The sequence below is a fragment of the Maritalea sp. S77 genome (assembly GCF_049801075.1).
GTDB lineage: Bacteria > Pseudomonadota > Alphaproteobacteria > Rhizobiales > Devosiaceae > Maritalea.
Genome location: NZ_JBNAGG010000001.1, coordinates 896,360 through 920,021 on the forward strand (window position 1 = coordinate 896,360; position 23,662 = coordinate 920,021).

Here is a 23,662-nt window from a genome sequence, read left to right on the forward strand (position 1 = left end):
GGTGCGCATTAATGTCAGATGCCACAAATGTGCCTAACGATCTAAACGCGTTTTGGATGCCGTTTACGTCCAATCGCCAATTCAAAAAACAACCGCGCATGTTTGTGGGTGCAAAGGATATGCACTACACCACCAGCGACGGTCGCGAGGTGCTTGATGGCACGGCGGGTCTGTGGTGTTGCAATGCGGGCCATTGCCGTCCCAAAATCACGGAAGCGATCCAGCAACAGGCTGGCGAACTGGATTATGCGCCGGCGTTCCAAATGGGGCACCCAAAGGCGTTTCAATTGGCCAATCGGCTGGTCGACATTGCGCCCAAAGGCATGGATCATGTGTTCTTTACCAATTCAGGTTCTGAATCCGTTGAAACAGCACTCAAGATCGCCCTCGCCTATCATAAGGTGAAAGGCGAAGGATCGCGCACGCGCCTTGTGGGCCGTGAACGCGGATATCATGGGGTGAATTTTGGCGGCATTTCGGTGGGCGGCATTGTGGCCAACCGCAAAATGTTTGGCACCTTGCTGACCGGCGTTGACCATCTGCCGCACACCCATTTGCCGGATAAAAATGCATTTACGCGCGGCGAGCCAGAACATGGTGGCGATTTGGCCGACGAATTGGAGCGCATTGTCGCACTGCATGACGCGTCCACTGTGGCAGCTGTGATTGTTGAGCCCGTCGCTGGTTCAACAGGCGTTTTGATCCCGCCCAAAGGCTATTTGAAGCGCTTGCGTGACATTTGCACCAATCACGGCATTTTGCTGATTTTTGATGAAGTGATCACAGGATTTGGCCGCTTGGGCTCACCTTTTGCAGCACAGCATTTTGATGTGATGCCCGACATGATCACCACAGCAAAAGGCTTGACCAATGGCGTGATCCCGATGGGTGCGGTGTTTGTGAGCAATGAAATTCACGATGCCTTTATGAATGGCCCGGAACATCTGATCGAGTTTTTCCATGGCTACACCTATTCCGGCAACCCGATTGCCAGCGCCGCAGGTTTAGCAACGCTGGAAACGTATGCTGAGGAAGGACTTCTGACCCGCGCAGCTGAGTTGGATTCTTATTGGGCCGATGCGTTGCACTCTCTCAAAGACGCGAAGCATGTGATCGACATTCGCAATATCGGTCTAATCGGCGCGATTGAGCTTGAGCCGATTGCCGGAGAACCGACCAAGCGGGCGTTCTCCTGCTTCCTCGACGCTTATGAACGCGGCCTATTGATCCGCACGACGGGCGACACCATCGCCCTGTCTCCGCCACTCATCATTGAAAAATCACATATTGATCAATTGGTGGACACTTTACGCACTGTTTTGAATGAGGCCGCATAAATGAACATTATCCAAAATGCCATCAATGGCCAAAGAGTAACGTCCAGCTCATCCAACCGTGTCCCGGTGTTTAACCCGGCGACGGGCGAGCAAAGCGCAGATCTGCCGCTTTCGACAGTGGATGAAGTGAACGCAGCTGTTGCCGCCGCAAAAGCCGCAGCACCAGCTTGGGGTGATACCCCGCCGCTGAAACGTGCGCGTTTTATGTTTCGGTTCAATGAGCTTTTGAACCAACATGCGGACGATATTGCGCGGGAGATTTCGAAAGAGCACGGCAAAACACATGATGATGCGCTGGGCGAAGTGGCCCGCGGCATTGAAGTCGTGGAATTTGCCTGTGGCATTCCCTCATTATTGAAAGGCGATTTCAGCCGCAATGTGGGTCCGTCCGTCGACACAGTGGCAGACCGCAAGCCACTGGGCGTTGTGGCAGGCATTACGCCGTTCAACTTTCCAGCGATGGTGCCCATGTGGATGTATCCCGTGGCCGTCGCCTGCGGCAATACCTTTGTGTTGAAACCGTCAGAACGTGATCCATCTGCCCCCATGCTGGTGTGGGATCTGTTTCAAGAAGCTGGCTTCCCGGATGGCGTGCTGAATGTGGTGCATGGCGACAAGTTGGCGGTGGACACATTGCTGGACCATCCAGATGTGAAGGCCATCAGCTTTGTGGGCTCCACGCCTATCGCTGAATATGTCTACAAACGCGGCACTGACGCCGGCAAGCGGGTGCAGGCACTGGGCGGCGCGAAGAACCATATGATCGTGATGCCCGACGCGGATATGGACAAAGCCGCTGACGCGCTGATGGGTGCGGGTTATGGTTCGGCTGGCGAACGGTGCATGGCGATTTCCGTTGCGGTGCCCGTGGGTGAAAAGACCGCCGATGCATTGGTGGCCAAGCTGAAGCCGCGCGTTGAAGCGCTTAAGGTTGGTCCTGCTACCGATAATGATGCCGAAATGGGTCCGCTCATCACCAAAGCGCACCAAGACAAAGTGCTAGGCTATATTGATGAAGGCGAAAAGGCCGGTGCCGAGCTTGTTGTTGATGGTCGAGGTTACGCGCCGCAAGGCTATGAAGAGGGCTATTATGTCGGCGGCACCCTGTTTGATCGGGTCACCACCGATATGTCGATCTATAAGGAAGAGATTTTCGGTCCCGTCCTCTCTGTGGTGCGCGCCAAAGATTATGGCGAAGCCGTGGATATGATCAATGCCCACGAATATGGCAACGGCACCGCCATTTTCACCCGCGACGGCGACGCAGCCCGTGAATTTGCCGACAAAATTGAGGTCGGCATGGTGGGCGTGAATGTGCCTATCCCTGTGCCTGTGGCGTATCACAGCTTTGGCGGTTGGAAGCGTTCCTCATTTGGTGCGCACGGCATGTATGGCCCAGAAGGCGTGCATTTTTACACACGGCTGAAAACGGTCACCACAAGATGGCCGGGCGGCATTAAGGAAGGTGCAGTTTTCACTTTTCCAAGCTAATCGAGCGGAGCGATAATGGTAGCAGTTGCAGCAAAAGCTGAACTTGTAATTGATGATGACCGTGTGCGGGTAACACGTTTCGACTTTGAACCCGGCGCCGAAACCGGCTGGCACCGACATGGTTATGACTATGTGATCACTACGATCACACCGTGCAATATGCTTTTGAAAGAGCCCGGGGGCGTTGAACGCAAGGTGAGCATGGCTGCTGGAACGACATATCGACGGGAAGAAGGTGTGGAGCATAATGTCATCAATGATGGCGACGCACCAATGACCTTTGTTGAAGTAGAATTGAAATAGGAGAGAATGATGGCAGCACCAGGCACGAACCAGCGTATCAATGGCGAACGGCTTTGGGACAGCCTGATGGAAATGGCCAAGATCGGCCCCGGCGTGCGTGGCGGCAATAACCGCCAGACGGTGACCGACGAGGATGGCGAAGGCCGTCACCTGTTCCGCAAATGGTGTGAAGACGCGGGCATGAGCATGGGCGTTGACCAGATGGGCAATATGTTTATGCGCCATGAAGGTACGGACCCGGATGCCCTGCCCGTTTATGTTGGTTCTCACCTCGACACCCAACCCACTGGCGGCAAATATGACGGGGTGTTGGGTGTTTTGGCTGGCCTAGAAATTGTCCGTTCGCTGCGGGACATGAAAATCAAAACAAAGCGTCCGATTGTGGTGACCAACTGGACAAATGAAGAAGGTACTCGATTTGCCCCGGCGATGCTCTCGTCCGGGGTTTTTGCTGGCATGCACACCCAAGACTGGGCCTATGATCGCGAAGATGCAGAGGGCAAAAAGTTTGGTGCCGAGCTGGAGCGGATCGGCTGGAAGGGCGAAGAGGAAGTGGGCGACCGCAAGATGCATGCTTTCTTCGAGCTGCATATTGAGCAAGGGCCAATCCTTGAGGCCGAAGGCAAAGATATTGGCGTGGTGACCCACGGCCAAGGGCTTTCATGGACGCAAGTTACCGTGACGGGCAAAGAGAGCCACACCGGCTCCACCCCGATGCCGATGCGCAAAAATGCTGGGCTCGGCATGGCGCGGATTTTGGAATTGGTCGATCAGATCGCTTGGTCGCACAAGCCGGACGCTGTTGGCGCCGCAGGCCATATTGATGTTTATCCGAACTCGCGCAATGTGATCCCCGGCAAAGCCGTATTCACAGTGGATTTCCGGTCGCCAGACTTGGGCGTGATCCAAGATATGGAAAAACGGCTGGCCGACGGCGCAAAGAAGATTTGCGACGAGATGGGACTTGAGGTCGAACTTGAAAAAGTCGGCGGTTTTGACCCTGTGGAATTTGACAAGGATTGCGTGAAGGCCGTGCGTGATGCGGCGGAACGTTTGGGCTATTCCCATCGTGACATCATTTCTGGCGCAGGCCACGATGCTTGCTGGATCAACCGCACGGCCCCCACTGCCATGGTAATGTGCCCATGCGTTGATGGTTTGAGCCACAATGAGGATGAAGAGATTTCACCGGAGTGGGCTGCTGCTGGGGCAGATGTGTTGTTCCATGCGGTGGTGGAGACGGCGGAGATTGTGGAGTGAGGTGATTGGCCCCGCGAGAACAAGATTGAGAGCGGCCCCGGATCAGGTCTGGGGGGCCACACGGGGAAATACAATGCTACCCCACTGGGCATTCCCGGCCTTGAGCCGGGATCGGTAAGAAAGGAAAATGAAACTGAGCTACTTTGTCTACATACTCGCCCATAAACCGAAGGGTGCGATTTATGTAGGTTCGGCACGCAATTTGAGGCATCGTGTTGAGCAACATCGAAGTGGGGCAATTGATGGCCATACGAAGAAGTACAACATCAAAACGCTTGTTTATTTTGAACACTTTGAAGACCCAAATGAAGCTATTGCGATGGAGTATCGGCTCAAAAAGTGGAAGCGCGATTGGAAAGAGGCATTGATTGAAAAAGTGAACCCGGAATGGCGCGATGTAACCGCTGACATTCCATATTGAGGGTTGGATTGGCCCCGGATCAAGTCCGGGGCGGCAACAAGGGGAATATCGTGCCCTCCCCACGGGGCATTCCCGGCCCTGAGCCGGGATCAAAAGGAGACAACAGGCTGGCGCTGAGATAGCGACAGGCAAGAAACGAACAACCCGACATCAGATCGGGCAAGATAAAACGACCGGAAAAATCCGGCGCATAAATTAGAGATCAACTCTAAGATTTAAGAGGAACGAATAACGGCTCAAAAGAGCGACCCATAGGAGGAACAAATGGCATCGAAAGTGATCAAAGGCGGGACGGTTGTTACCGCGGATTTGACTTATGAGGCGGACGTCAAGATTGAGGGTGGCGTGATCACGGAGATTGGGCCGAACCTTTCTGGTGACGAAGTGTTGGACGCCGCAGGTTGTTATGTGATGCCAGGCGGGATTGATCCGCACACCCATATGGAAATGCCATTTATGGGCACCTATTCCAGTGATGATTTTGAAAGCGGCACGCGCGCGGCGCTGGCCGGCGGCACCACGATGGTGGTGGATTTCTGCTTGCCCAGCCCCGGCCAATCGCTGCTGGAAGCGCGGCAGATGTGGGATAATAAATCCACGCGGGCGAACTGTGATTATTCCTTCCATATGGCGGTGACTTGGTGGAGCGAACAGGTGTTTAACGAGATGCCTGAGATCACCAAACAGGGCATCAACAGCTTCAAGCATTTTATGGCCTATAAGGGCGCGTTGATGGTTGAAGATGATGAGATGTATGCCTCCTTCAAGCGGTGCGCCGAGATTGGTGCCCTGCCCCTCGTTCATGCGGAAAATGGTGATGTGGTTGCGCAGTTGCAGGAACAATTGCTTGCTGAGGGCAATAATGGGCCGGAGGCGCATGCTTATTCGCGTCCACCGGAAGTGGAAGGCGAAGCCACCAACCGGGCAATCATGATTGCAGACATGGCCGGCGTGCCAGTTTATATTGTGCATACGTCTAGTGAGCAGGCGCATGAAGCCATTCGTCGTGCCCGGCAAAATGGCATTCGCGTATTTGGCGAACCATTGATCCAGCACCTCACCCTTGATGACAGCGAATATGCCAACAAGGATTGGGACCATGCGGCGCGGCGTGTGATGTCTCCACCTTTCCGCAACAAGAAGCATCAAGACAGCCTATGGGCTGGGCTGCAATCAGGCAGCTTGCAAGTTGTGGCAACGGACCATTGTGCCTTCACCACCGAGCAAAAACGTTATGGCGTTGGCGACTTCACCAAAATTCCAAATGGCACTGGCGGGTTGGAAGACCGGATGCCAATGTTGTGGACTTATGGGGTAAACACCGGTCGTTTGACCATGAATGAGTTTGTGGCCGTCACCTCTACCAATAGTGCGAAAATCCTCAATATGTACCCGAAAAAAGGTGCTGTTTTGGTGGGTGCTGATGCAGATTTGGTGGTATGGGATCCAAACAAAGAAAAGACCATTGAGGCCAGCACGCAGCAATCTGCAATTGATTACAATGTGTTTGAAGGCAAGCATGTGAAAGGCCTGCCCCGCTTCACCCTGAGCCGCGGCAAAGTGGTGATTGATGATGGCGCAGTGAAAACTGAGGAAGGCCACGGCAAGTTTGTGGAACGCGAGGCGTTTAGCTCCACCAACAAAGCACTTTCAAAATGGAAAGAGCTGACCGCGCCGCGCAAAGTTGAGCGCACTGGCATCCCGGCGAGTGGGGTATAGACCAACTGATGGAGCAGCAAACTGTAATCCAAACACAGAATTTGGACCTCACATTTGAAACCAATGATGGCCCGGTGCATGCGCTAAAAGGCATTGATCTCAGCATTGAGCGCGGCGAGTTTGTGTCGTTTATCGGGCCTTCTGGCTGCGGAAAGACCACGCTTTTGCGGGTGATTGCGGATTTGGAAAAGCCGACCGGCGGCACCATTGAAGTGAATGGCATGACGCCTGAAGAAGCGCGCAAGAAACGGGCTTATGGCTATGTTTTCCAAGCAGCCGCGCTTTATCCTTGGCGCACAATTGGGGCGAACATTGCCTTGCCGCTTGAGGTGATGGGCATTGAAAAGGCCAAACGCGAAGAGCTGGTGAGAAAGAACCTTGAACTGGTCAATCTGGATGGATTTGCCAACAAGTTTCCGTGGCAACTTTCCGGCGGCATGCAGCAGCGTGCCTCCATCGCACGGGCGCTGAGCTTTGATCCAGATATGTTGCTGATGGACGAGCCATTTGGGGCGCTAGACGAAATTGTGCGGGACTATCTCAACGAGCAATTGCTTGACCTCTGGGCAAAGACCAAAAAGACCGTTGTGTTTGTGACCCACTCCATTCCCGAGGCGGTGTTTCTTTCCACCAAGATTGTGGTGATGAGCCCTCGCCCCGGCCGGATTCATGAAATCATTGATTGTGATTTGGGGGACAATCGCACGCTAGATATTCGCGAGACACCGCGTTTCATCGAAATTGCGCACCAAGTGCGTGAGGGCCTAAAACTGGGGCATGCCGATGACGAGTAGCCGCGAGGGATTTGCCGCTTTTTTACATGATCGGCTGATCCCGATCGGCACGGTGCTGCTTGGCATTCTCATGCTGTGGTACGTGTTCACGGTGGTGCTAAACGCGCCGTTTGAGCGCGATCAGGCTGCGCGGGCGGACACTGAGATTTCCACCACGCAGCTGATTACCAACACAATGATGCAAAAGCGCCCTATTTTGCCTGCGCCACATCAGGTTGCGGTGGAGATTTGGGAAACCACCGTCGAGAAGAAGATCACGTCGAAAAGATCGTTGATCTACCACACGTGGGTGACACTTTCCTCGACATTGCTTGGCTTTGCCATGGGCACAGGATTGGGCATTTTGCTGGCGGTGGGGATTGTGCATTCTCGGGTTTTGGACAAAAGCCTGATGCCTTGGATCATTACGTCTCAAACCATTCCCATCTTGGCCATCGCGCCGATGGTGATTGTGGTGTTGAACGCCATTGGCATTTCGGGGCTTTTGCCGAAAGCTGTGATCTCCATGTATCTCTCCTTTTTCCCAGTGGCGGTGGGCATGGTGAAGGGCCTACGCTCGCCCGAAGTGATGCATTTGGATTTGATGCACACTTATAATGCTAGCCGCAGCCAGGTGTTTTGGAAATTGCGGTGGCCTGCTTCCGTGCCGTTCCTCTTTACGTCGATGAAGGTGGCGGTCGCGATTAGCCTTGTGGGTGCAATTGTGGGCGAATTGCCGACGGGTGCCTCCGCCGGATTGGGCGCACGGCTGCTGTCCGGCTCCTATTATGGGCAAACCATTCAAATTTGGTCGGCGCTGATTGCAGCATCACTGCTCGCAGCGGCCTTGGTGATGGTGATTGATCTTATTGGTCGCTCGGTGACCCGACGCATGGGGATGGCGGCATGAATTGGACATGGATCATTGCAGCATTGGTGTTTTGGATGGCGACTTGGGCCACCAATCAGATGCTGGCGAACAAACGTTTTGAAGATAGGACCGTTCAAACGGGCGTCGACATTTTCATTCCCATACTGTTTGGTGCGGCCTTGCTGATGTTGTGGGAAGGGATTTGCCGTGGCTTTTCCATTCCAACTGTGTTGCTGCCGCCGCCCTCTATGATTTGGGCGCGGATCACGGCATCGGTTGATATTTTGTGGGCGGACTTCCAGCAGACCTATTTGAAAGCGGTTTTGGCCGGTTATGCCATGGGCTGCGGCGCGGGCTTTATTGCGGCCATCATTGTTGATCGGGTGCCATTCTTGCGCAAAGGGCTATTGCCTGTGGGCAACCTTGTGGCGGCGCTGCCGATTGTGGGCATGGCGCCAATCATGGTGATGTGGTTTGGTTTTGACTGGCCGTCAAAAGCTGCTGTCGTGGTGATCATGACCTTCTTCCCCATGTTGGTGAACACGGTTTCTGGCCTCGCGGCCACCGGGCATATCGAACGCGATTTGATGCACACTTATGCATCGAGCTATTGGCAAACGCTGATCAAGGTACGCTTGCCAGCTGCGATGCCGTTCATTTTCAATGCGCTAAAAATTAATTCCACACTGGCATTGATTGGCGCAATTGTGGCCGAGTTTTTCGGCACCCCCATTGTTGGCATGGGGTTCCGCATTTCCACGGAAGTGGGGCGGATGAATGTCGACATGGTTTGGGCTGAGATTTTTGTCGCAGCCCTTGCTGGCTCCCTCTCTTATGGGCTGATCGCCCTATTAGAGAGGGCGGTAACTTTCTGGCATCCTTCATACAGATCATAACAATAACCAAGGCTGCCAATTTCAAGAGGAGACGACTATGAAGACGAAAATAACGTTGGCCTTAAGTTTGGCAGCAAGCCTAGTGGCAGCAGGGCCCGCCCTCGCCGCAGATAAGCTTACCCTTCAGCTCAAATGGGTCACGCAAGCCCAGTTTGCTGGATATTATGTGGCCAAGGATAAAGGCTTTTATGACGAAGTTGACCTTGATGTTGAGATCAAGCCCGGCGGCCCAGACATTGCCCCACCACAAGTGATCGCTGGTGGCGGCGCTGATGTGATTGTGGACTGGATGCCATCTGCCTTGGCAAGCCGTGAAAAAGGCGTGCCTTTGGTCAATATCGCCCAGCCCTTCAAACGCTCTGGCATGATGCTGACCTGCTTGGAAGAAACCGGCATTAAATCGCCTGATGATTTCCCCGGCAGAACGCTTGGCGTTTGGTTCTTCGGCAATGAATATCCCTTCTTATCGTGGATGAGCCAATTAGGCATTCCAACAGATGGCAGCGATGGCGGTGTGACCGTTCTGAAGCAGGGCTTTAACGTTGATCCATTGCTGCAAAAGCAAGCCGATTGCGTTTCAACAATGACTTACAATGAATATTGGCAGATCATTGACGCAGGCATTTCAGAAGATGATTTGGTGACCTTCAAATATGAGAATGCGGGCGTGGCCACATTGGAAGACGGTCTATATGTGCTGGAAGAAGATCTTGCCGATCCAGAAATGGTCGACAAGCTGGCACGCTTTGTCGAAGCGTCTATGAAGGGTTGGCACTATGCTGAAGAAAACCCAGATGAGGCCGCCGACATTGTGTTGGAAAATGACGATACTGGCGCGCAAACAGAAGAGCACCAACGTCGCATGATGCGTGAAGTGGCGAAACTGACTGCTGGCTCAGATGGTCGTTTGTCTGAAGAGGACTATAACCGTACTGTTGAAACATTGTTGGCAGGTGGTTCTGATCCCGTGATTTCAGAAGTGCCGCAAAATGCTTGGACGACTGCTGTGACGGACAAGATGGGCATGTAAGCCTCTCGCCAATCGCAAACATGTTGAGCGCGGCATCCAGACTTTGGACGCCGCGCTTTTGTTTAAGTAATCGAACGGCGCAATCTGTCGGTTACCCATTCCATGATCAACACAATAAGAAAGATTGCCAGCATGATCGCGGCGGCTTTTTTATATTGAAATAGATCGAAGGACGACTTGAGTTCTTGCCCGATGCCGCCAGCGCCCACTAGGCCCAGAACAACTGACGAGCGCACCGCCTTTTCTAAGGCGAACAGGGTCGTGTTGATCAAAGACGGCATCGCGTCTGGTATTACCGCGCCGCACAGAATAGAGAACTTTGATGCTCCGATAGCTTCCAGCGCCTCTTGCGGCTCTTTATCTGCATCTTCCATGGCTTCACCGAAGAAGCCACCACAGAAGCCGATTGTGTCCACCATAATCGTCATCGTGCCTGCTACGGCGCCCAACCCGACCGTGATGACGAAGATCAGGGCCCAGATAAGATCTGGCACGGTGCGGAAGAAGGAAATCAACGCTTTGAACAAGAAGGTTGTCGCTTTGAGCGGCGCGATGCCGCGTGCGCTTAGCCAGCCAATGGGCAAGCTGATCAACACACCAAGCACTGTGCCCGCGATGGCGATTTGCATGGTTTCAACCAAGCGCCAGAACACACGACCGAGAAATTCTGGGTCGGTTTCTGGCGGAAACATGCGGTTCATCAAACTGCCGAGGCGTGGCACGCCTTCTGCCACCCGTTGTGGCGATGGGCTGACATTGTAGATCGAACTGATGATGATCGCGCCAACCACAATCCAAAGGGTGAATTGAATGGCCGACACTTTGCCAATTCGATCTAGTTGTGGCAGCTCGACACGGCGATTCATTGTTTTATCAACCACTGAACACACCTTTTAAATCTTGAGCGGTGAGATCGTCGCTCTTTTGGTCCAAGAAGATGCTCCCGTTTTTGAGCGCGATGACCCGGTCTGCATATTGCAGGGCATGTTGCATATCGTGGGAGGTGAACATCAGCGTGATGTTGTTCTTCTTTGACAGATTGACAAAGCGCTGCATCACATCGTGCCCGGATTTTGGATCAAGGCTGGCAGCGGGTTCATCTGCGATGAAAAGCTTTGGCTTGCGCACAAGGGCGCGGGCAATTGCCACGCGCTGCGCCTGCCCACCGGAAAGCTGATCCACACGCTCATTCGCCTTATGCACCAAATTCACAGAATCCAGTGCTTCCATCGCGCTTTGGCGCCATGCGGGCGACGCGATTGCTTGATGCCAGCCGCGCCAGCTGCCTGCGCGCCCCAACATGCCATGCACCACATTGGTGAGCGCAGTGGCGCGGGACACCAGACAATGTTTTTGAAACACAAAACCAATATCGCTGCGGATTCTGCGGGCTTGCGCTGCCTGTGGTCGGCCAGAGAAGGTTTCATCCAAAACGCTGACCTGGCCGCCGCTATGGGGCAAAAGGCCAATCAGGCATTTCAGCAAGGTCGACTTCCCTGCCCCATTGGATCCAATCAGTGCAACCGTTTCGCCTTCGGAGATGTTGATATCCAAATTGGAAAAGACTGCCTGCGCCGCGCCATATTGCTTGGTGAGCATTTGCGCGGAAATCAGCGGTGACGTTTTGACGGTTTTTGGGTGGGGAGAATCTGAACGGGGAGCGATACGTTCGCTCCCTGTCAAATCTTGATGCATATCTGTTATCGACATGCGCTGTCCCCCAAAGTTGGGAGTTTCATATTAGTCGCCAACGAAGCCTGAGAAGCCGTCAACGCCGATGGTGCTGTACATTGAGCGCACATAATCATAATCGGCATCATCAACTGAACCGAGGAAGAAGCCACCGGCATATTTGTCGTTGTCTTCGCCTTTAAGCACAGCTTCCATGATAGCCGCACCATCTTCAACGAATGCTTTTTTGACTTTGGCAAGCACGTCTGCATCTACATCAGCCGACGCAACCAAAATGTCGTTTGGCAAATCTGGGCCGCGAGCAACCACTTTGAAGGCAACTTCTGGGTAGGCTTCGCGAGCTTTTTGCAAATGACCGAAGTTCATGCCGATGGCAGAAATGTCACCACGGATCAGCGCCTCAATTGCAACGTTGCGCTTGATGATTTGCGCGTCATAGTCTGTGCCATATTTAAGACCGAGGTCAGCCAATGCCTGCGCTGGCCCAAGCTGCTGTGACGTTGAACCAACAGAGCCGAAAGACACGACTTTGCCTTTCAAGTCTTGCGCGGAAGAGATGTCACCATCAGCAAGCACAACAATTTGGCCGAAATAGTCTGGACGCTGCCACGCCACAACGATTTGCGCGTCGGTCAATTCCTTCATCACCACATATTCAGCGGGACCGGTGAGAACAAAGTTCACCTGGCCAGCATTCATGGCCTCAACGGCGGCTGTGCGTGAGCTTACTGGAATAAGATCCATTTCCAAGCCAGTTGATTTTTCCAATGCGGCTTCAACTGCGCCAAACTCTTGCTCGAGCTGTTCCAAGCCTTCAACATCGGTCACTGCGAAGGTGATGTCCGCTGCCATTGCAACATTAGATGTTACCGCGAGCAATGCACCCGCAACCATTGAACGAAACATTATATTCCCCTGAATGTTCATTTTCGATGGCGAGGGAATAGCAATGCGATATCTCCGAAAAATAACAGCCACATGTCAGCGATATGACAAGTCGAAATGAATATTTTCGTCACATAGATGACATGTGGGCACACTAAGGCAGCGCCTCAACGCCACCGATCAGGACATATAAAAATGAATTCTACTGCCGCCAAAGTTGCCCGCCCTATTTACATTGCCAACGGCACCGTTTTGCAAAATGACGAGCTTGTACGCGCTGATTTGTGGACGGATAATGGGCATATCGCTGCGGCTAAGGTTGATGGTGATGCGTTACGCTTGAACGCCGAAGGGCTTTTGGTTTTGCCTGGGATTATTGATGTGCACGGGGATGCGTTTGAACGCAGCATCATGCCGCGGGCTAGTGTGAGCTTTGATCTCGACTTGGCCTTTCAAGACACAGATCAACAGTTGGCGGCAAATGGCATCACAACTGCTTATCATGGGCTAACCATCTCTTGGGAGCCGGGCTTGCGCTCTTTGGACAATGCCAAGAAGTTTATGGCGGCGCTGGCAGCGGAACGTGGCAAGTTTCGGGTTGACCACCGGGTGCAGTTGCGCTGGGAGACCTTTGCATTTGATGCTGTGGGTGATGTTGCGGCTTGGTTGGCACAGAAGCCAACCCCTGCCCTCGCCTTTAATGACCATACGACGTCGACAATCGAGCGCGTTGAGAGCGGCAACCTCACAAAACTTGCCGGGTGGGCCTCACGCTGTGGCCTTACGCCGGATGAATATGTGGCTATGGTTTATCGCATGGCCGAACGGCGCGCAGAAGTGCCTGCGGCGGTTGCAGAGCTTGCTGCACAGGCCAAACAATCAGGTGCTGTTATTCTTTCCCATGATGATGTGACAAAAGAGAACCGGGCCTATTACCGCGAATTGGGCGCAGATATCAGTGAATTTCCGATGACGCTTGAGGCGTTGCATGACGCCAATAGCCATGGCGAACATGCTGTTTTTGGCGCGCCAAATGTTGTGCGCGGTGGTAGCCATAACGGTTCACTGAATGCTGCAGATATGGCGAAGCAAGAGCTCTGCACCATTTTGGCGTCTGACTATCATTATCCCTCGCTGATCAATGCGGCCTTTGCGTTGACGAAACGCAAAAACATGTCGCTGGCGCAGAGCTGGGCATTGATCAGCAAAAACCCTGCTGCGGCGATGCATCTGACAGATCGCGGCACGCTGGAAACTGGTAATCGGGCGGACATTATTTTGGTTCGCGAGCAAGACGGATTGCCACAAGTTGTGGCCACCCTGAGCAATGGTGAACTTGCTTATTTGGCAGACGGCAACTTGCTGAAATAGCGCAAAATAAAACCGCCCCGAATGATCGGGGCGGCTAAAACTTTCAACGAACCAGCGTTTTAGATTATTCGCTGTGTGCGGCGATTGCATCGCGTGCTTTTTGCAGCAGTGCTTCGCCATTGATGCCGGATTTATCGGCTTCATCAACCCAGCGCTCGATGACAGGCTTAAGCGCCTCTTCGAAAGCGTCAGTTTGCGCCTGATCCAGCACGATATGCTCATTGCCAGCTTCCACAGCTTGCGCAATGCCTTCATCGTCATTCTCAACCCAAACTTGGCCCAATTGCTCAAGCCATTCTGGTCCAGAATGATCTTTGAAGATTTTCTGGATATCCTCAGGCAAGCTGTCCCATTTCGCCTTGTTCATAGACATTTGGAACACCAATGTGCCAAAGCGCATTTGGTCTGTACCTTCGATTTGATAGTTGGTTTGCTGTTCCAACTTCAATGAGGGCACAATTTCAAATGGCACGAACGCCGCATCAACTGTTTTCTTGGACAGTGCTTGTGGCAAGCTTGGCACAGGCATCGCCACAGGTGCAGCACCCAATGCTTCGATTGTCCAAGCGCCTGTGCGCGATGGTGTGCGGATTTTCAGGCCTTCAACGTCGGTTGGCATGCGCACTTCTTTATCAACAGTGTGCAAGCCATTGCCTTGGTGCACATGCAGGAACATGACTTCAAGGCCTTTATATTCTTCGCGCAATTCATCATCAAACAGATCATGCATGGCCAAATTGGTTGCTGCAGGATTGTTGCGATGCACGAATGGCAATTCAAACACTTCAGTGCGCGGGAACAGGCCAGCGGTGTAGCCGTTTACGGTCCACACAATATCGGCAACGCCATCACGGGCCTGGCCCACCAATTCAGGTGGTGTACCGCCGAGCGACATTGAGGGGAAAATTTCGATTTCTACGCGGCCATCAGAGGCCTTTTCAATTGCTTCCGCCCAAGGCGCAACTGTTTCCAAATGCGAAGGGGTTTGAGGCCCCAAAAAGTGGTGCAATTTAAAATTATATTCTGCCGCAAACGACGCGGAACTCGCAAGCAAACCTGTGGCAAGGCCAAGCAAAGCGGCTATTTTGGGGGTGTTCATCTCAGTTCATCCTTTCCGGTTTCAGTTCCAACTGAAACAATTTGAGGGACATGCGGGCCCTTCGCCCGATGGGGCGCACCATTCACAATTTAGATGCAACAAGCAACTGCTAAATGAGGGGTGTGGCCGAAAGTTGACGCACCAATAACAGACCAAAACGTTATGGACGAACAAAGAAAAGCGCCGCCCTCTATGAAAGGACGGCGCATCGCGCTCAAGAGTATGCTGCACACTCATCGTCGGCGAGATCAGCAGGACATTGGGTATCGTCTATCAAAATCCTGCCGCTCGCCGATCTAGAGTTTAGCAAGGGCATTTTCACCCTATTGCACAGACCTTGACGAACTTATTCTGCAAAAGGCCGCATTTGAACTAATTGAATCAATTGATTAGCGCAAATTGCGGATGTTTCGATTCAAACCAAATTCGCCGCCTATTTGGCCGCGACAGCCGCAGTCTGCGCGCAGGTACGCGGAGCCAATGCGCAAATCGCCTGATATTGCGACAAGAAGACCTGCCCAGATAGATGTTCGAAGAAGTCAGTTTTTTCCAGCTTGTCCATCACTGGCCCCTTCACTTCGCTGAAGTGCAATTTCACATCCAAGCTGGCCAAACGTTCATTGATGGCTTCAAGGCTTTCCAGCGCCGACATATCAATTTCATTCACCGCCGGGCACATCAGCACCACATGTTTCAGTTTTTTGTTTTTGGCCACCAGATCGTAGACCCTGTCTTCCAAAAAGCGTGCGTTGGCGAAATAGAGCGATTGATCCACCCGCAAGGACAAAACTTCGTCAGTTGTTTTGACATTGTGCCGATCAATATTGCGGAAATGTTCGGTCCCTTCCACCAAGCCAACGATAGCGGTGTGGGGCTTAGAGGTTTTGTACAGGTGAATGGCAATCGATGTGAGCACACCTGCAGTCACGCCATATTCAACACCCCAGATCAATGTGATGGCCATTGTGGTGGCAACCGCGGCGAAATCAGCTTTTGAATAGCGCCATGTGCGTTGGAGGATAGAGAAATCCACCAAGCTCATCACAGCCACAATAATGGTGGCCGCCAACACAGCCTTAGGCAGAAAGAACAAGAACGGTGTGAGGAAGAACGTGGCCAAGGCTATGCCTATTGCAGTGAATGCACCCGCTGCTGGCGTTTGCGCCCCAGCATCGAAATTGACCACCGAACGTGCGAATCCGCCGGTGACTGGATAGCCACCACCAAAGGAAGAGGCAATGTTGGATGCGCCAAGCCCCACCAACTCCTGATCCGGGTCAATACGTTGGCGACGTTTGGCCGCCAAAGTTTGCGCCACGCTGACCGACTCGACAAAACCGATGACCGAAATCAAGGCTGCTGATCCTGCAAGGGCAAAAATCAACTCCAAGTCGAACGTGGGTAAGGCCAACGCGGGCAAACCTTGCGGCACGCTGCCCACCAACGCGACGCCTTGTGAATTCAGTTGAAAGAGTGCCGCAATGCCAATGCTGACTGCAACGGCGAAGACGGGGCCGGTTTTGGCAAGAATATCGGCTAAGCGGGCCCCTACTCCCATTTTGAGCAGCAAGGGCTTCAGGCCTTTGCGCACCCAAAACAGGAATAGAGCGGCGGGGATGCCTATGGCGGCGGTGATCCAATTGATCTCGCCGACATGGGCGACCAAGGAGAGTATCAAGTCCAACAAATTATGCCCGTGGGCATCCACGCCAAAGATGTGTTTGAGCTGGCTGGTCGCAATGATCAAGCCTGAGGCGGTGATGAAGCCGGCGATGACCGGATGGGAAAGGAAGTTCGCAAGAAAACCCATCCGGAATAATCCCAACGCCAGCAGCATCACCCCAGAAATAAACGCCAATAAGATCGCAGCTGCCGCATATTCAGCGGTGCCCTGCAAGGCCAACTTTCCCACCGCCGCAGCCGTCATCAAAGAGATCACAGCAACGGGGCCAACGGCCAATGTGCGAGATGAACCAAAAAGCGCATATGCCACCAAGGGCAAAATAGACGCATATAGCCCCATTTGCGGCGGCAAGCCGGCCAGCAAGGCATAAGCCAAAGATTGCGGGATCAACATGATGGTGACGATGATCGCGGCAACCATGTCCGCGGTGAAAACCTCACCATTATATGTTTTACCCCAATCGAATATTGGCAGCTTTTTGATGCGATCTAACATAGGGCGTTTCTTTCAACTCAACTATTAGCTGTTAGCTTTGGCTTCGTCGTTCAATTCCCAAAGCGCATGGGCACGCATACCGGAGCGGCAGAAGCCCAAAATCGGTTTTGGCAATTCGTCGTAAGCTTTGGCAAATTTATCCACATCATCACCGCAGGCTTGGCCGGGTTTGATCGGCACGTGTGCAGCTTTGATGCCCACCTTTTCCGCTTCTTGTTGCAGTTGCGAAAACTGTGGCTGGTTGCCTTCTTCATCGTCCGGACGGGCACAAATCAAAGATTTGATGCCGTGGTCGGCGAGGATTTGCAGGTCGGAAAAACCGACCTGCCCGGAGATGAAATATTTGTCATTGATCTGCTTAATTTGCATCTTATGCTCCTATTTCAATTTGTTGACGGGCACTTTGAGATAGACATTGCCGTCATCATCTTTTGGCGGCATTTTGCCAGCCCGCATATTGACCTGAAGTGATGGAATGATGAGCTTTGGCATCGCCAAAGATGCGTCACGCTCTTCGCGCATTTGCACGAACTCGTCTTCTGTGACCCCATCTTTGACGTGAATATTATGCTCACGCTCTTCTTTCACGGAGGTTTCCCACTCAATGTCCCGACCGTTTGGGCCATAATCGTGGCACATGAAAAGGCGAGTCTCATCAGGCAGTTGCAACACGCGCTTCACCGAACGATAGAGCGTACGTGCATCCCCACCGGGGAAGTCTGCACGGGCAGAGCCACCATCAGGCATAAACAAGGTGTCACCAACAAAGGCAGCATCACCGATCGTGTGCGTCATACAGGCGGGGGTATGCCCCGGCGTATGCATCACATAGGCAGTGAGGTTGCCGATCTTGTAGCTATCGCCATCCTTAAACAGCTGGTCGAACTGGCTGCCATCGCGCTGAAACTCGGTGCCTTCATTGAAGACTTTGCCAAATGTGTCCTGCACGATGGTGATATTTTCGCCAATGCCGAGTTTGCCACCCACTTTTTCTTGGATGTATGGCGCAGCTGACAAATGGTCCGCATGGACATGGGTTTCAATCAACCACTCCACTTCAAGACCTTCGTCCTGCACATATTTGATGATGCGGTCTGCGCCATCATAAGTGATATGACCTGCGGCATAATCAATGTCCATGACGCTATCGACAATGGCGCATTTTTTGCTGTCCGGGTCCGCCACCACATAGGAAATGGTGTTGGTTGGCTCGTCAAAAAATGGGGTGACGATCGGCTTTTGTGCCAAGTCTGGTTTAAATGGTAGAGGCTCAATCATTTTGAACTCCTTTTGTTATCTCGTGGATTGAGCGGTTTGCGCAAAAGTGGCGCGTGACCGCATGAATTTCGCGAGGATGATGCCGCCAATCATGGCTGCAACAAAGATAAATGGTTCTGGCAATCCAAGGCCCAATGCTGGGATTGAACCGCCGGGACAGTAGCCTGTTAGCCCCCAACCGATGCCGAACGTTGCGGCGCCACCAATCAAAGGCGCATCGATTTGTTTGGCTTGTGGCAAGTTGAAGACTTCCGCCCACACTGGCTTTGGCCGTTTCAACACAACAAAGTAACCCACAACGGTAACCAACCAAGCAGAGATCATCACCAGCACAAGGCTAGGGTCCCAATTGCCCGCCACATCAAAAAAGTTTAGCACTTTTGCGGGGTTGGCCATGCCAGACAGGGCAATGCCAATGCCGAAAACCAGGCCAATTGCATAAAATGAAATCAATCGCATCTTAGAATATCCCCAAAATGTGCCGCACCACATAAACGGTGATGAAGGTGGAGAGCATGAAGGTGGCTGTTGCCGCGATTGACCGCACAGAGAAGCGAGCCATGCCGCAAACACCATGACCGGACGTGCAGCCGGAACCGTAATTTACGCCGATGCCTACAATGACACCGCCGAGAACCATCGCCCAAAGCGGCACGGGGTTCACAAAATCTACTGGCGCACCTGTGATCAAGAAAATGGCCAATGGGCCCGTGATGGCACCAAGCAAGAAGGCAATGCGCCAGCCTTTGTCGGCTGAAAATGGCGGCAAGATACCGGCCAAAATGCCAGTCATGCCTGCGATACGTCCGTGTAGCCCCATGAGCAGGACGGACGCGATGCCAATCAACCCTCCCCCAATGATGGCTTCAACTGGCGTGAATTCAGTCATATATAATACCCTATCGAGTTATTGTTTGTTTCATCTCACTAATGGGTATATAAGTAAACTCTAATATATTGCAAGTCCTGAGTGCCAAAAAAATTGAATTTGCGGATCTGGTAAAATTTGCTAAAACACTACAACAACTTAAAGGATCAGATTGTGAGCGCACCGAGCGATTTCGAACTTTTGCAGGAGCGGGCCGGAGAGGCTTCGGAACTGCTATCTGCTATGTCGAGCCCAAAACGCCTCTTAATATTGTGCAAATTGGTGGAGGACGAGATGTCGGTGCTGGACTTGGCTGGGCAAGTTGAACTGTCTCAACCCGCCCTGTCGCAGCATTTGGCCAAATTGCGCAATCTCAAATTGGTAAAAACCCGCCGCGACGGCAATGTGATCTTTTACTCACTGGCCTCCGGCGAAGTTGAAGCTGTGCTACACACGCTTTACGGCATCTATTGTAAAACAGATCAGCAAGCCTAGCCAAAGGCCTAATTGATTTATCCTGAACAAATGGCCACAGTGCGCCAACATTTCGACTGTTATGCCGCGCGCGGCGATGCAGGCAAAAGGATTTGCCCATGAGCGCCAATTCCAAATTTAAAACACCCAGCGGCCACGCGCTGAAAGCGCAAAAAGGCCAAACGCCAATTGTGTGCCTCACCGCCTATACAACGCCGATGGCCTGCTTGGTGGACAAGCATTGTGATGTTGTGCTGGTGGGCGACAGCGTGGGCATGGTGCTGCACGGCTTTGAAAGCACGCTGAGCGTGACCATGGACATGATGATCATGCATGGGCAGGCCGTGCGCCGGGGCGTGGACCAAGCTCTGCTCGTCGTTGATATGCCATTTGGAAGCTATGAGCATAATAAAGAACAGGCGTTTGAAAACGCCGCACGGCTGATGCGCGAAACGGGTTGTGAAGCGGTGAAGCTTGAAGGCGGCACCCATATGGCGGAGACCATTGCCTATCTGACCCAGCGCGGTATCCCTGTTATGGGCCATATCGGGCTTACCCCGCAATCTGTGAAGGCGATGGGCGGCTATTCAGTGCAAGGGCGCGGCGATGACCATCAGCGCATTGTGGAAGATGCACGCGCCGTCGAAGACGCTGGCGCATTTGCTATTGTACTTGAAATGGTGACGGAACCATTGGCCGACGAAATCACCTCAATGCTGAGCATTCCCACCATTGGTATTGGCGCATCTGTTCAGTGCGACGGGCAGATTTTGGTCGTCGATGATCTGTTGGGTCTATTTTCGAGCTTTAAGCCTAAGTTTGTAAAGCGATATGCCGAATTGGCGGACAATGCCGACGCGGCGATCGAGCAATATGCAAAAGAAGTGCGACAGCGGTCCTTCCCCACTGATGCACATGTTTATGCGGCCAAAATCAAAAAGAGCTAAATTATGCTAGTAGTGCGGACCATCGCAAAGCTGCGCGCGGTGCAAAAGAAATGGCACAGCGAGGGCCACAAAATCGGATTTGTGCCAACGATGGGTGCGCTGCATGATGGGCATTTAAGCCTCGTGAAGGCTGCAAAATCGAAGAGCGACAAAGTTATTGTCTCGATTTTTGTTAATCCAACACAATTTAACGACCCAAACGACCTCAAGGCCTATCCGCGCACGGAGAAAGCAGATTTAGCCCTGTTGCAGCCGCTAGATGTGGATCTGGTCTATATTCCCGATGCTGGCCAAATGTATAGCGACCAGTTTGCGACAAACATCAGCGTTGACGGACTAACCAATTGCCTTTGTGGTGCGTCACGCCCTGGCCATTTCGATGGTGTGGCCACTGTCGTCACTAAGTTGTTTTTGCAAACGGGTGCCGACAAAGCCTTTTTTGGTGAAAAGGACTTTCAGCAATTGCAGGTGATCCGCCGCGTGGTTGCTGATCTCAATATCGACATTCGCGTTATCGGTTGCCCCACCCAACGCGAAACGGATGGCTTGGCGATGTCTTCGCGCAATATGCGGCTGAGCCCCGAAGCGCGGGCCATCGCCCCATCACTCAACCATATTATGCAAAAGTGCATTATCGATGTAAAAACAGGTAAGTCGGTTGGGGAAGCGGTAAGCAATGCCAAACAAAGATTGGCGGAAATTGGGTTTGGCAAAATCGACTATTTCGAGTTTCGTGACATCGAGAACCTTGAATTGCTAGAGCAGCTAGATCGCCCTGCCCGGCTTTTTGCCGCGGTGTTTTTAGAAGATGTGCGGCTGATCGATAATGTCGAGATAAAATAAAGGGCGGTCAAAACCGCCCTTTTTGTTATGCAGATTTTTCTTCTTCATCGCCATAATCGATGAAGCCACCGGATTGGCGCTTCCACAAGGAGGCATAATGCCCATTGCGTTCGAGCAATTCCGCGTGGGTGCCATCTTCGATGATTTTGCCCTGATCCATCACGATCAACCGGTCCATCTCCGCAATGGTAGACAGGCGGTGCGCAATGGCGATCACGGTTTTGTTTTCCATCAATTGATGCAGTTGCTCCTGAATGGCTGCCTCCACTTCACTGTCCAAAGCTGAGGTGGCTTCGTCCATGATCAGGATTGGTGCATCTTTGAGCAACACCCGCGCGATGGCCACACGCTGGCGTTGACCGCCGGAGAGCTTTACCCCGCGTTCGCCCACATGGGCGTCATAGCCTTTGCGCCCTTGTGGGTCGACAAGGTCGAGAATGAATTCATGCGCCTTGGCCTTCTTGGCTGCCGCAATCATCATTTCCTCCGTCGCATCAGGACGACCATAAAGCAGGTTTTCCCGAACTGAACGGTGCAACAAGGATGTATCTTGCGTCACCATGGCCAGCTGCTCGCGCAATGTATCCTGCTGCACATCGGAAATGTTTTTGCCATCAATGGTGATGGTGCCCTGCTCCACATCATAAAAGCGCAGCAAGATGTTCACCAAAGTGGATTTGCCCGCGCCGGAGCGGCCAACCAGGCCAACTTTCTGTCCTTGAGGAATGTGCAAATTCATATCAGTGATCACGCCTTTATCGGCGCCATAGTTAAAGGTGACATTGTTGAATTTAATGTCGCCCTTCACTTCACCAATCGGCTTGGCGTCCTTTTTGTCGGCAACCAATCGCGGCAATGAGATGGAGTTGATGCCATCCTGCACTGTGCCGATATTTTCAAACAGTGCGGACATTTCCCACATGATCCAGTGCGACATGCCCCAGATTCGCAACACAATGCCGATGCCGATGGCCACTGGCCCCGGTGTCATCACCCCGTTCAGCCACAAAATGATGCCAACCGCCCCCACAGAGAACAGCAAGAGCGAGTTCAATGTGTCGATGATGATGTCGAGGCTCGCCCCCAAACGCATCTGATTGTAAACGGTTTGCAAGAAGCCGTTCATGCCTTCGCGGGCATAACCAGCTTCACGACCTGAGTGCGAGAACAATTTCACTGTCGCGATGTTGGTGTAGCTATCAACGATACGGCCTGTCATGACAGAACGCGCGTCGGCCTGTTTTTGCGACACGTCACGCATGCGTGGCACGAAATAGCGCATGATGGACACATAGGCGACCAACCAGATGGCGAACGGTGCCATCAAGCGCCAATCAGCACTGGCCATCACAAACAGGATGCCGATGAAGTAGACCGAGATATAGACCAGAATGTCCAAAATCTTCATGACGGTTTCGCGCACCGCCAAAGAGGTCTGCATCAATTTGGTGGCAATACGACCGGCAAATTCATCCTGAAAATAGGTCATGGATTGGCGGATCAAATAGCCATGCACATCCCAGCGAATCCGCATGGGAAAGTTGCCCAGCAATGTTTGGTGCATCACAAAGGATGAAAAGGCCGCTGTTGCAGGCTTAATCACCAAAATGATCGCCGCCATCATCAGCAATGTTGGCCATTCATCTTGCAGGAATGTTTCAGGATCGGACGTCGATAGCCAATCAATCACATTGCCCAAGAAGCCAAATAGCACCACTTCGAGAATGGCCAAAATAGCAGCGCCGAGCGCCAAAAGCACGAGCCAAAGCTCCAAACCTTTGGAATAATGTCGGCAAAATGCCACCAAGGTTTTCGGCGGTAATTGCGGGTCCTTTTCCGGGAATGGTTCCACCCGGCTTTCGAACCAGTCAAATATTTTTGTTATCATTATATTCGCCTTTTAAGAAAGATTTTTCTTTCTATAT

At 52.6% G+C, this 23,662-nt stretch carries 24 protein-coding genes; 14 read left to right on the top strand and 10 right to left on the bottom strand.

The window, feature by feature from the left end; translation table 11 throughout:
* Positions 1-11 precede the first annotated feature (11 nt).
* The 10 genes from ACP15Y_RS04235 to ACP15Y_RS04280 all read left to right on the top strand — a co-directional run bounded on the left by ACP15Y_RS04235 (position 12) and on the right by ACP15Y_RS04280 (position 10,101).
* Positions 12-1,337 carry an aspartate aminotransferase family protein gene (locus ACP15Y_RS04235; RefSeq protein ID WP_424981746.1) on the top strand — a complete coding sequence of 442 codons (1,326 nt, stop codon included), beginning with the start codon at positions 12-14 and terminating at the stop codon, positions 1,335-1,337.
* Positions 1,338-2,828, top strand: a complete 1,491-nt coding sequence (locus ACP15Y_RS04240) for a CoA-acylating methylmalonate-semialdehyde dehydrogenase (protein WP_424981747.1) — start codon at positions 1,338-1,340, stop codon at positions 2,826-2,828.
* A 15-nt stretch (positions 2,829-2,843) separates the two neighbouring features.
* The gene (locus ACP15Y_RS04245) at positions 2,844-3,131 is read left to right on the top strand and encodes a cupin domain-containing protein (protein WP_424981748.1); all 288 of its coding nucleotides are present in this window, start codon (positions 2,844-2,846) and stop codon (positions 3,129-3,131) included.
* A gap of 9 nt (positions 3,132-3,140) precedes the next feature.
* A complete protein-coding gene (locus tag ACP15Y_RS04250; RefSeq protein ID WP_424982462.1) occupies positions 3,141-4,391 on the top strand; it encodes a Zn-dependent hydrolase in 1,251 nt (416 codons plus the stop codon).
* Positions 4,392-4,518: 127 nt separating this feature from the next.
* Positions 4,519-4,812 (top strand): GIY-YIG nuclease family protein, encoded by a 294-nt coding sequence (locus ACP15Y_RS04255; RefSeq protein ID WP_424981749.1) that lies wholly within the window; start codon positions 4,519-4,521, stop codon positions 4,810-4,812.
* Between the two features lie 264 nt (positions 4,813-5,076).
* Positions 5,077-6,531 (top strand): dihydropyrimidinase, encoded by a 1,455-nt coding sequence (hydA, locus tag ACP15Y_RS04260; RefSeq protein WP_133572432.1) that lies wholly within the window; start codon positions 5,077-5,079, stop codon positions 6,529-6,531.
* 8 nt (positions 6,532-6,539) lie between these two features.
* A complete protein-coding gene (locus tag ACP15Y_RS04265; protein WP_424981750.1) occupies positions 6,540-7,325 on the top strand; it encodes an ABC transporter ATP-binding protein in 786 nt (261 codons plus the stop codon).
* Positions 7,315-8,214: an ABC transporter permease gene (locus ACP15Y_RS04270; RefSeq protein WP_424981751.1), complete on the top strand. Its 900-nt coding sequence runs from the start codon at positions 7,315-7,317 to the stop codon at positions 8,212-8,214. The genes ACP15Y_RS04265 and ACP15Y_RS04270 overlap by 11 nt, the downstream gene beginning before the upstream one ends.
* Positions 8,211-9,071: an ABC transporter permease gene (locus ACP15Y_RS04275; RefSeq protein ID WP_133572435.1), complete on the top strand. Its 861-nt coding sequence runs from the start codon at positions 8,211-8,213 to the stop codon at positions 9,069-9,071. The genes ACP15Y_RS04270 and ACP15Y_RS04275 overlap by 4 nt, the downstream gene beginning before the upstream one ends.
* A gap of 37 nt (positions 9,072-9,108) precedes the next feature.
* Positions 9,109-10,101: an ABC transporter substrate-binding protein gene (locus ACP15Y_RS04280; RefSeq protein ID WP_133572436.1), complete on the top strand. Its 993-nt coding sequence runs from the start codon at positions 9,109-9,111 to the stop codon at positions 10,099-10,101.
* A gap of 62 nt (positions 10,102-10,163) precedes the next feature.
* On the opposite strand, the gene phnE is transcribed toward ACP15Y_RS04280, so the two are convergent.
* Genes phnE through ACP15Y_RS04295 form a run of 3 tightly spaced genes read right to left on the bottom strand, consistent with a single transcriptional unit; the run spans position 10,164 to position 12,699 of the window.
* Entirely contained in the window at positions 10,164-10,982 is an 819-nt protein-coding gene (gene phnE, locus ACP15Y_RS04285; protein WP_424981753.1) for a phosphonate ABC transporter, permease protein PhnE, read from the bottom strand.
* On the bottom strand, positions 10,975-11,811 hold the full coding sequence (locus tag ACP15Y_RS04290; RefSeq protein WP_424981754.1) for a phosphonate ABC transporter ATP-binding protein: 837 nt from the start codon (positions 11,809-11,811) through the stop codon (positions 10,975-10,977). The genes phnE and ACP15Y_RS04290 overlap by 8 nt, the downstream gene beginning before the upstream one ends.
* A 30-nt stretch (positions 11,812-11,841) precedes the next feature.
* On the bottom strand, positions 11,842-12,699 hold the full coding sequence (locus tag ACP15Y_RS04295) for a PhnD/SsuA/transferrin family substrate-binding protein (RefSeq protein WP_424981755.1): 858 nt from the start codon (positions 12,697-12,699) through the stop codon (positions 11,842-11,844).
* Between the two features lie 174 nt (positions 12,700-12,873).
* Here ACP15Y_RS04295 and ACP15Y_RS04300 point away from each other — a divergent pair, with 174 nt between their 5' ends.
* On the top strand, positions 12,874-14,049 hold the full coding sequence (locus ACP15Y_RS04300; RefSeq protein WP_424981756.1) for an alpha-D-ribose 1-methylphosphonate 5-triphosphate diphosphatase: 1,176 nt from the start codon (positions 12,874-12,876) through the stop codon (positions 14,047-14,049).
* Positions 14,050-14,113: 64 nt separating this feature from the next.
* Here ACP15Y_RS04300 and ACP15Y_RS04305 read toward each other — a convergent pair whose 3' ends face one another.
* The 6 genes from ACP15Y_RS04305 to ACP15Y_RS04330 form a co-directional block, all read right to left on the bottom strand.
* Positions 14,114-15,148, bottom strand: a complete 1,035-nt coding sequence (locus tag ACP15Y_RS04305; RefSeq protein WP_424981757.1) for a TRAP transporter substrate-binding protein — start codon at positions 15,146-15,148, stop codon at positions 14,114-14,116.
* 433 nt (positions 15,149-15,581) lie between these two features.
* Positions 15,582-17,327, bottom strand: a complete 1,746-nt coding sequence (locus ACP15Y_RS04310; RefSeq protein WP_424981758.1) for a SulP family inorganic anion transporter — start codon at positions 17,325-17,327, stop codon at positions 15,582-15,584.
* Positions 17,328-17,351: 24 nt separating this feature from the next.
* Complete coding sequence (locus ACP15Y_RS04315; protein ID WP_424981759.1) at positions 17,352-17,696, bottom strand: TIGR01244 family sulfur transferase; 345 nt, start codon at positions 17,694-17,696, stop codon at positions 17,352-17,354.
* Between the two features lie 9 nt (positions 17,697-17,705).
* Positions 17,706-18,605: an MBL fold metallo-hydrolase gene (locus ACP15Y_RS04320; RefSeq protein ID WP_424981760.1), complete on the bottom strand. Its 900-nt coding sequence runs from the start codon at positions 18,603-18,605 to the stop codon at positions 17,706-17,708.
* A gap of 15 nt (positions 18,606-18,620) precedes the next feature.
* Positions 18,621-19,064, bottom strand: a complete 444-nt coding sequence (locus ACP15Y_RS04325; protein ID WP_424981761.1) for a DUF6691 family protein — start codon at positions 19,062-19,064, stop codon at positions 18,621-18,623.
* A 1-nt stretch (position 19,065) separates the two neighbouring features.
* Entirely contained in the window at positions 19,066-19,494 is a 429-nt protein-coding gene (locus ACP15Y_RS04330) for a YeeE/YedE family protein (protein WP_424981762.1), read from the bottom strand.
* Positions 19,495-19,647: 153 nt separating this feature from the next.
* Between ACP15Y_RS04330 and ACP15Y_RS04335 the strand changes: the two genes are divergently transcribed.
* The 3 genes from ACP15Y_RS04335 to panC all read left to right on the top strand — a co-directional run bounded on the left by ACP15Y_RS04335 (position 19,648) and on the right by panC (position 21,737).
* Positions 19,648-19,968 (top strand): ArsR/SmtB family transcription factor, encoded by a 321-nt coding sequence (locus tag ACP15Y_RS04335; RefSeq protein WP_424981763.1) that lies wholly within the window; start codon positions 19,648-19,650, stop codon positions 19,966-19,968.
* 98 nt (positions 19,969-20,066) lie between these two features.
* The gene (gene panB / locus ACP15Y_RS04340; RefSeq protein WP_424981764.1) at positions 20,067-20,894 is read left to right on the top strand and encodes a 3-methyl-2-oxobutanoate hydroxymethyltransferase; all 828 of its coding nucleotides are present in this window, start codon (positions 20,067-20,069) and stop codon (positions 20,892-20,894) included.
* 3 nt (positions 20,895-20,897) lie between these two features.
* Positions 20,898-21,737: a pantoate--beta-alanine ligase gene (gene panC, locus ACP15Y_RS04345; protein ID WP_424981765.1), complete on the top strand. Its 840-nt coding sequence runs from the start codon at positions 20,898-20,900 to the stop codon at positions 21,735-21,737.
* Positions 21,738-21,762: 25 nt separating this feature from the next.
* On the opposite strand, the gene ACP15Y_RS04350 is transcribed toward panC, so the two are convergent.
* The gene (locus tag ACP15Y_RS04350) at positions 21,763-23,625 is read right to left on the bottom strand and encodes an ABC transporter ATP-binding protein (RefSeq protein ID WP_424981766.1); all 1,863 of its coding nucleotides are present in this window, start codon (positions 23,623-23,625) and stop codon (positions 21,763-21,765) included.
* Between the last annotated feature and the right edge of the window lie 37 nt (positions 23,626-23,662).

Excerpts from the sequence above, each read along its gene's own strand:
- ACP15Y_RS04235 (WP_424981746.1), top strand. The coding sequence starts at position 12 with ATGTCAGATGCCACAAATGTGCCTAACGATCTAAACGCGTTTTGGATG.
- ACP15Y_RS04240 (WP_424981747.1), top strand. The coding sequence starts at position 1,338 with ATGAACATTATCCAAAATGCCATCAATGGCCAAAGAGTAACGTCCAGC.
- ACP15Y_RS04245 (WP_424981748.1), top strand. The coding sequence starts at position 2,844 with ATGGTAGCAGTTGCAGCAAAAGCTGAACTTGTAATTGATGATGACCGT.
- ACP15Y_RS04250 (WP_424982462.1), top strand. The coding sequence starts at position 3,141 with ATGGCAGCACCAGGCACGAACCAGCGTATCAATGGCGAACGGCTTTGG.
- ACP15Y_RS04255 (WP_424981749.1), top strand. The coding sequence starts at position 4,519 with ATGAAACTGAGCTACTTTGTCTACATACTCGCCCATAAACCGAAGGGT.
- hydA (WP_133572432.1), top strand. The coding sequence starts at position 5,077 with ATGGCATCGAAAGTGATCAAAGGCGGGACGGTTGTTACCGCGGATTTG.
- ACP15Y_RS04265 (WP_424981750.1), top strand. The coding sequence starts at position 6,540 with ATGGAGCAGCAAACTGTAATCCAAACACAGAATTTGGACCTCACATTT.
- ACP15Y_RS04270 (WP_424981751.1), top strand. The coding sequence starts at position 7,315 with ATGACGAGTAGCCGCGAGGGATTTGCCGCTTTTTTACATGATCGGCTG.
- ACP15Y_RS04275 (WP_133572435.1), top strand. The coding sequence starts at position 8,211 with ATGAATTGGACATGGATCATTGCAGCATTGGTGTTTTGGATGGCGACT.
- ACP15Y_RS04280 (WP_133572436.1), top strand. The coding sequence starts at position 9,109 with ATGAAGACGAAAATAACGTTGGCCTTAAGTTTGGCAGCAAGCCTAGTG.
- ACP15Y_RS04290 (WP_424981754.1), bottom strand. The coding sequence starts at position 11,811 with ATGTCGATAACAGATATGCATCAAGATTTGACAGGGAGCGAACGTATC.
- ACP15Y_RS04295 (WP_424981755.1), bottom strand. The coding sequence starts at position 12,699 with ATGTTTCGTTCAATGGTTGCGGGTGCATTGCTCGCGGTAACATCTAAT.
- ACP15Y_RS04300 (WP_424981756.1), top strand. The coding sequence starts at position 12,874 with ATGAATTCTACTGCCGCCAAAGTTGCCCGCCCTATTTACATTGCCAAC.
- ACP15Y_RS04305 (WP_424981757.1), bottom strand. The coding sequence starts at position 15,148 with ATGAACACCCCCAAAATAGCCGCTTTGCTTGGCCTTGCCACAGGTTTG.
- ACP15Y_RS04310 (WP_424981758.1), bottom strand. The coding sequence starts at position 17,327 with ATGTTAGATCGCATCAAAAAGCTGCCAATATTCGATTGGGGTAAAACA.
- ACP15Y_RS04315 (WP_424981759.1), bottom strand. The coding sequence starts at position 17,696 with ATGCAAATTAAGCAGATCAATGACAAATATTTCATCTCCGGGCAGGTC.
- ACP15Y_RS04320 (WP_424981760.1), bottom strand. The coding sequence starts at position 18,605 with ATGATTGAGCCTCTACCATTTAAACCAGACTTGGCACAAAAGCCGATC.
- ACP15Y_RS04325 (WP_424981761.1), bottom strand. The coding sequence starts at position 19,064 with ATGCGATTGATTTCATTTTATGCAATTGGCCTGGTTTTCGGCATTGGC.
- ACP15Y_RS04330 (WP_424981762.1), bottom strand. The coding sequence starts at position 19,494 with ATGACTGAATTCACGCCAGTTGAAGCCATCATTGGGGGAGGGTTGATT.
- panB (WP_424981764.1), top strand. The coding sequence starts at position 20,067 with ATGAGCGCCAATTCCAAATTTAAAACACCCAGCGGCCACGCGCTGAAA.
- panC (WP_424981765.1), top strand. The coding sequence starts at position 20,898 with ATGCTAGTAGTGCGGACCATCGCAAAGCTGCGCGCGGTGCAAAAGAAA.
- ACP15Y_RS04350 (WP_424981766.1), bottom strand. The coding sequence starts at position 23,625 with ATGATAACAAAAATATTTGACTGGTTCGAAAGCCGGGTGGAACCATTC.